This window comes from Desertibacillus haloalkaliphilus, from assembly GCF_019039105.1.
Lineage (GTDB): Bacteria > Bacillota > Bacilli > Bacillales > KJ1-10-99 > Desertibacillus > Desertibacillus haloalkaliphilus.
The window spans coordinates 1-382 of sequence record NZ_JAHPIV010000321.1; the positions used below are offsets into that span (position 1 = coordinate 1).

The following is a 382-nucleotide window of genomic DNA, read 5'->3' on the forward strand; positions in this document are numbered from 1 at the left end:
CGCCGGCATCGCTGCCGCATCCGTCGCGTTTGCCTTGGCTAAATTATCTAGGTGGGACTGAGCGGTTTGTAATTGCTCTTGAATCTGACTTTGCGAAGGCATATCTTTAGCAATATCTTGTAGTGTGGCAATTTGTGTTTGCAACGTTGTAATTTTGCCCGCTAAATCTTGATCCTTCAATTTTTGATTCAATTGATCCACGCCATTTGTAATTTGCTCACTACCAGTCGCCGCTTGGGTCACACCATCTGTATATTGTTGTACACCAGTCGCCAAATCCTGGCTACCGGTTGCCAATTGACCAACACCACCAACCAATGCTGGTACTTGACTGTTCAATTGGCTTAGCCCGGCCGTTACTTGTTGGCTACCTGAGTCGGCT

General features: G+C 47.1%; 1 pseudogene. It reads right to left on the reverse strand.

What is annotated here, in order from left to right:
* Window positions 1-382: pseudogene (locus KH400_RS22140) on the reverse strand (hypothetical protein); the annotation flags it as partial.